At 34.9% G+C, this 7206-nt stretch carries 5 protein-coding genes; all 5 read left to right on the forward strand.

What is annotated here, in order from left to right; all coding sequences use genetic code 11:
- Positions 1-24 precede the first annotated feature (24 nt).
- The 5 genes from ABY905_RS12030 to ABY905_RS12050 all read left to right on the forward strand — a co-directional run bounded on the left by ABY905_RS12030 (position 25) and on the right by ABY905_RS12050 (position 7202).
- A complete protein-coding gene (locus tag ABY905_RS12030) occupies positions 25-1266 on the forward strand; it encodes a M16 family metallopeptidase (RefSeq protein ID WP_372644199.1) in 1242 nt (413 codons plus the stop codon).
- Positions 1266-2558 (forward strand): M16 family metallopeptidase, encoded by a 1293-nt coding sequence (locus ABY905_RS12035; RefSeq protein ID WP_372644201.1) that lies wholly within the window; start codon positions 1266-1268, stop codon positions 2556-2558. The genes ABY905_RS12030 and ABY905_RS12035 overlap by 1 nt, the downstream gene beginning before the upstream one ends.
- Before the next feature lie 293 nt (positions 2559-2851).
- Positions 2852-5083 carry a bifunctional (p)ppGpp synthetase/guanosine-3',5'-bis(diphosphate) 3'-pyrophosphohydrolase gene (locus ABY905_RS12040; RefSeq protein ID WP_372644204.1) on the forward strand — a complete coding sequence of 744 codons (2232 nt, stop codon included), beginning with the start codon at positions 2852-2854 and terminating at the stop codon, positions 5081-5083.
- Positions 5084-5181: 98 nt separating this feature from the next.
- Positions 5182-5637, forward strand: coding sequence for a Fur family transcriptional regulator (locus tag ABY905_RS12045; RefSeq protein WP_372644206.1), 456 nt, complete (start codon positions 5182-5184; stop codon positions 5635-5637).
- A gap of 299 nt (positions 5638-5936) precedes the next feature.
- Positions 5937-7202 carry an adenylosuccinate synthase gene (locus ABY905_RS12050; protein WP_372644209.1) on the forward strand — a complete coding sequence of 422 codons (1266 nt, stop codon included), beginning with the start codon at positions 5937-5939 and terminating at the stop codon, positions 7200-7202.
- Positions 7203-7206: the final 4 nt, after the last annotated feature.

Here is a 7206-nt window from a genome sequence, read left to right on the forward strand (position 1 = left end):
GCCTTCTGAATTTAAAATATAAAAATGATTGAATTCGATAAATTTACTCTTGACAATGGACTTAAGGTAATTGTGCACAAAGACACTTCAACACCTTTAGCTGCTGTTAATATCCTATATAATATTGGTGCCAAGGATGAAGATCCAGAACAAACGGGCTTCGCTCATCTTTTCGAGCATCTCATGTTTGGTGGATCAATAAACATTCCAAATTATGATGAACCTCTTCAGCAAGTTGGAGGTGATAATAATGCTTGGACCAGTAATGATGTAACAAATTATTACCTAACTGTTCCTAAAGAGAACCTAGAAACAGGTTTCTGGCTTGAATCAGACCGAATGCTAAGTTTAGCATTTACTCAAAAAAGTTTAGACGTTCAAAAGGCAGTTGTTATTGAAGAGTTTAAACAACACTACTTCAACCAACCTTATGGAGATGTTTGGTTACACCTTCGTCCCTTAGCATACAAGAAACATCCATACCAATGGTCTACAATTGGGAAATGTATAGAGCATATTGAGAATGCCCAATTGCAAGATGTAAAAGATTTTTTCTTTCATCATTATGCGCCTAATAATGCAGTACTAGTTGTTGCGGGTAATATTGAGACTGATGAAGTTAAACGTCTTGCTGAAAAGTGGTTTGGACCAATTGAACGAAGAAAAATTGCGACTCGCAATTTACCTATAGAACCAAAACAGACAGAATTCCGCTCTCTTCACCTCGAAAGAGATGTTCCTTATGATGCTATCTATATGGCTTTTCATATGGGGAGCCGTACCGATCAAGATTATTACAAAGTCGACTTACTTTCAGACATTTTGTCAAACGGGCAATCATCCCGCATATTTCAAACACTCGTTAAAGAAAAGAACCTTTTCTCAACAATAGATGCTTATCTAACTGGGGATTTTGAACCGGGTTTGTTTGTCATCAGTGGTAAACTAACTGAAGGTGTTAGCATGGAAGATGCAGAAAAGGCCATTTGGGAAGTTCTCGATGAAGTATCTGCATCCGAAGCTGACGAATATGAACTACAAAAAGTGAAAAACAAAATTGAATCATCACTGGTTTTCTCTGAGATTAGTTTCCTGAATAAGGCTATGAATATTGCCCAACATGAAATCACCGGACAAGCAGAAGATATCAATCTTGAAGTCGAAAAATATAATAAGGTTACCACAGATGACCTACAAAAAATGGCTCAGAAAATTCTGATTAAAGAGAATTGTTCCACACTTTATTACCACGCAAAAAAACAATAATGGAGAAATTGAATCGCAACCTACCTCCTCAATTTAAAACAATTGAGCATGTAGATATCCCAAAATCAAAACAAGAAGTTTTGAGTAATGAGATTCCTGTCCATATTATTTCTGGTGGAAGTCAGGATGTCCTTAAAATTGAGATGATATTTAATGCAGGATTATGGCATCAGAACTCACCTCTAATAGCAGGCACTTGTAATTCTATGCTCAACGAGGGAACTAAGAAATATTCCGCCGCTGAGCTTGCAGAGAAGTTTGATTTTTATGGAGCATATATTGCTTATAATAACAGTCAGCATGACGCTAGCGTGTGTCTATATACTCTAAATAAATACCTAGATGAAACGCTGGATTTACTGGAGGAGATTATTAAACGCCCTACTTTTCCAAAGAAGGAATTCAAAACCATACTCAGCAATAAAAAACAAAGTTATCTTGTAAATAGAGAGAAAACGAACGCCTTAGCTAAGGAAAAATTCAATAGCCTTATTTATGGCGATAAGCATCCATATGCTAATATCTTCGAAGCAAGTGTTTTCGATGAAGTCCAGTTAGACGATATTAAAACATACTATAAAGATCGATATACATCTGATAATTGCAGAATAATCGTTTCTGGTAAAATGGATACGTCAATACTCACTAAGATCGAAGATCGTTTCGGTGTTTCTGCTTGGAACACAAAATCGTCGAATATTGAAGTCAAGCATGAGCTCCTAAGTTCTGATGAAAAGAAAGTGTTTGTTCTTAAAAAAGATGCCGTACAATCATCAATTCGAATTGGACGTCTTCTTTTTAATAAAACACATCCCGATTTCGCTGGAATTATGCTTCTCAACCTTGTACTAGGAGGCTACTTTGGTTCTCGATTGATGCAAAACATTCGTGAAGACAAAGGTTATACTTATGGTATCAACTCAATTTTACTATCTCACCTAAAATCAGGTCATTTTGCTATTGTCACTGAAGTTGGAAAAGATGTTTGCCAAGCAGCAATTTCTGAAATATACAAGGAAATTAAACGTTTGAGAGACAAATTAGTTCCTGAAGAAGAACTTGATCTTGTGAAAAACTTTTTTTCAGGCGAAATGCTGCGAAGTTTTGATAGTCCCTTTGCATTATCTGAAAGCTTAAGAGGGAATCTTCCTTTCGGATTTGACAACTCTTATTACGAGAAGTTTCTTCAAGAAATAAAAGGCACATCATCTCAGAAAATAATGGAATTAGCAAATACCTATTTCAAAGAAGACGACCTTTATGAAGTTATCGTTGGAGAAAAAGAAATTTAAAAAAAACAGATAAAATTGTGAGCAATTAGCTAAGGCTGGTTGCTCCTTTTTGTGTCTGGTAAATTCTACCTTCTCACAATAGAGCAGTTTATTTAGGTATTTTCCTCAAAATTAAAAATAATGGGTCTAAATAAATTGGCTAAACAAGCAGGTAAATCAGTAGTTTTAACTAATTTTATAGATCGCTTAAAACAAACAGATCGAAACAGATTCTTTTTTAAACATCAGTTTCTATTACAAATCAATTTATGATTTTCACGATTTGTATTACGATTAATATAAATGAGTAACATATGACGGTTGAAACCCAACAGGATAAAGAATTAATATTGGCAAGCTATCAGAAGCTTTTGGTAAGTTGTAAAAGAAGCAATACGCCTGAAACTAAAGCGATGATAGAAAAGGCTTTTTATTTTGCATGGGACGCACATAGAGGCGTGCGTCGTAAATCAGGTGAACCATATATTATACACCCGATTGAAGTTGCTGAAATCGCAGCTAAAGAGATTGGTCTTGGTACAAAATCTATTGTCGCTGCTTTATTACATGATGTTGTTGAAGATACAGATTATACTGTCGAAGATATTGCGCATCATTTTGGCGACAAAGTAGCATCTATCGTTGATGGACTCACAAAAATATCTGGTGCTTTCAATCAGCAAACATCTATGCAAGCTGAGAACTTCAGAAAAATGTTGTTAACACTTTCTGACGACATTCGAGTAATCATCCTTAAAATTGCAGATCGCTTGCATAATATGCGAACGCTAAGTTCCATGCCACTTCGTAAGCAAATGAAAATTGCTGGCGAAACCTTATTCCTCTTTGCTCCCCTAGCCCACCGTCTGGGTCTTTACAAGATCAAATCTGAGCTTGAGGATTTAAGTTTGATGTATGAACATCCGGAGGATTATAAGAATATTGCCGAAAAAATTAAGAATAAAGAGGTTGAGCAAAAGTTGGTTCTAGATCAAATAATTCAACCGATTAAGGAACGATTAAATGACAACAATATCATTTGCACGGTTATAAATCGTCCTCGTTCTATTTTCTCAATCTGGAATAAGATTGAAAACCATAAGATTAAGATAGAAGATATCTACGATCTACCTGCAATAAGAGTTATTTTTAAACCTCAAGTAGATGTTCCTGAAAAGAATCAGTGCTGGAATATTTATTCTTTGATTACAGATATTTACAAACCTAAACCCGAACGTATTCGCGACTGGATGAGTACACCTAAAGCAAATGGTTATGAGGCTCTGCACATGACAGCTATGGGACCATTGGGTAAATGGATTGAAATACAGATTTGTTCAAATAGAATGAATGAAATTGCTGAGCGTGGTTTTATTGCTCACTCAAGATACAATACAGACAGTGAGTCGGAAATAGACAAATGGCTTAAAGATGTTCGAGAGATTTTAGAAAATCCGGAATCCGATGCTCTGGCTTTTCTTGATGAGTTCCGTTTGAATTTATTCTCTCAGGAAATTCAAGTATTCACTCCCAAAGGTCTAATAAAGACTTTACCTAAGCATTCGAGTGCTCTAGATTTCGCTTACGAGATCCATACTGACATTGGAAATCAATGTATTGGTGCTAAGGTCAATCATAAACTTGTTTCTCTTAATTCCATTCTTCGCAGTGGCGATCAGGTAGAAATCTTAACATCTGATAAACAAAAACCTAAGCCAGAATGGCTAGAATATGTCGTAACAGCTAAAGCCAAATCGAAAATTAAAGCTGAATTTAAAGATGATCGAAAGCGATTAATTCGTACAGGAAATAAAATATTAGAAGAACATCTCCAAAGCATTGGCCTAGTCTTAAATTCAAAAGCAACAAAAAAACTGATGGAACACTATCAGTTCACAAACAAAGATGAACTCTTCTTAAACTTCGGATCGTCGAAACTAAATCTTGAGGAGATTGAAGGTATTGTTAAGAAAAAATCTAAGAATAAATTCATCAAATACTGGAAACTGCAATTGTTTGGTAGCGATGAAAAGAAAAACATTCCAGATAAATTAGAAAGCAAGCCTGAGATTGATAAAAAGAAACCATTTCTTTTGGAAGAGACCATGACTGAGGAAAAATATAAGATTGCGACTTGTTGCAAACCTATACCAGGAGATGATGTAGTCGGCTATGTTGATATGGCAAATAATGTCACTATTCACAAAAGGAAATGTCCCAATGCCCTTAAATTGATGTCAAGCCAAGGCGATAGAATTCTTGAAGCAAACTGGACAAGTCATCGTTTAATGTCATTTTTGGCCATTATCGAGCTAAATGGCATCGATAAAATCGGAATCGTTAACGATATCACTTCCATCATCTCAAAAGATCATCATGTTAACATGAGATCGGTACATTTTGAAAGTCACGATGGCGTTTTTGAGGGACTAATACACCTCTATGTTCATAATACAGAAGACTTAAACAACCTGATGAAAAAACTCATCAAAATTAAAGGTCTTGACAATGTAAGACGAATTGAGAACATAGAAGAATACAGTTAATCGATTTATTTTGCTTCCACTCTTGGAAGTAATCAAAAAAAAAGACTATTTTAGTCCCGTTATTTAAAATTAGATTAGATAGTAATACCTTTAAAAGTATGATTAGCGAAGACACAAAAGAAATTGTAAAAAAGATGTTTACTGATTACCTTCAAAAGAAGGGACACAGAAAAACACCTGAAAGATATGCCATACTTGACGAAATATATTCGCGTGAAGGTCACTTTGACATTGAGTCTCTTTACATTTTTATGAAGAATAAGAATTATCGTGTAAGTAGAGCAACTCTTTACAATACCATCGATCTACTTTTAGATTGCAAACTTGTAATTAAGCATCAGTTTGGAAAAAACATTGCTCAATTCGAGAAAGCTTACGATAGCAACAAGCACGATCACTTAATTTGTACTAAATGTGGTAAAGTTCTTGAGTTTTGTGATACTCGCTTAGAAGATGTTAGAAATAACGTTTCTGATGACATGGACTTTCTTGTTTCTCATCATTCTCTTTACATTTATGGCACATGCCAAGAGTGTAGAAAAAAAGAAAACTAAGATATCAACAACCGATATATTTTAAAGCCCTTATAAATAAGGGCTTTTTTTATTCTCCCCTGTGATTTTTCAACAAGTCACTCTCTTATCTAAAATATTTATTACCTTTGACCGTTAACAATTAGCTGTTAACATCAAACAAAAATTCTCAGCTAATACCTTCCTCAATTGGCATGTATTTACTGGGTTATAATCAACCGTTTTATTCAAATTATTTGTCGATGAATGATGCAATTTATGGCCAACATTATGCCTGAATTCTTAGTTCCATTCGATAAATCAGATCAAATTATTACCCTATGAAAGTTGATGTACTTTTAGGCCTCCAGTGGGGAGACGAAGGAAAAGGCAAAATTGTAGATGTACTTACTCCAAAGTATGATATTATAACTCGATTCCAAGGTGGACCAAATGCAGGTCACACACTTGAGTTTAATAAGATCAAACACGTTTTACATACAATTCCATCGGGAATTTTTCGTGACGATAAATTAAACGTTATTGGTAATGGTGTTGTAATTGATCCTGTAATTTTTAAAAAAGAGATCGAAGGTATCAAAGCAATTGGTATTGATTTGAGTAAGAATCTTTTCATCTCAAAGAAAGCTCACTTAATTTTACCTTCACACCGAATTCTAGATGCTGCTTCTGAAGCTGCAAAAGGAAAATCAAAGATTGGATCTACTCTTAAAGGTATTGGTCCAACTTATATGGATAAAACGGGTCGTAATGGTTTAAGAGTTGGTGATATTCTTACGAATTTCGATGAAAAGTATAAAGCTTTAGTTGAGAAGCATGGCGAAATGCTAGATAAATACTTTTCTTTTGAATACGATTTGTCAGAGTATGAAGCAGAGTGGTTCGAAGGCATCAAACTTCTTCAAGAATTCCAACTAATCGACAGCGAGCAATTCTTAAATGATAGCCTTAAAAACGGCAAATCAATTCTTGCTGAAGGTGCTCAAGGGACTCTACTTGATATTGATTTTGGTTCATACCCATTTGTAACTTCATCAAATACAGTTTGTGCTGGTGCTTGTACAGGTTTAGGTATTGCTCCTAACAAAATTGGTGAAGTTATCGGAATCTTCAAAGCTTACTGTACTCGTGTTGGAATGGGGCCATTCCCAACTGAACTATTCGATGAAGTCGGAACAGAATTGAGAGTTAAAGGAAACGAGTTTGGATCTACTACTGGTCGTGAAAGACGTTGTGGTTGGTTAGATATGGTTTCTTTAAAATATTCGATCATGATTAATGGTGTGACTCAATTAACCATGATGAAATCGGATGTATTAGATGATTTTGACACAATTAAGATTTGTACTGGATACAAACTTGATGGTAAGGAAATCGACTATGTACCCTACGAAATGACAGCAGATATCAAACCTGTTTACACAGAGTTTAAAGGATGGAAAACAGATATGACTTCTATGTCAAACGAAAATGAATTCCCTGAGGCATTTAAAGCCTATGTTGATTTCATTGAAAAAGCAACTGGTATAGCTATTACTGTAGTTTCTGTAGGTCCTAACCGATCACAAACTATCGAAAGAAAATAATAAC

It is taken from the genome of Ancylomarina sp. (genome assembly GCF_041555295.1).
Taxonomy (GTDB): Bacteria; Bacteroidota; Bacteroidia; order Bacteroidales; family Marinifilaceae; genus Ancylomarina.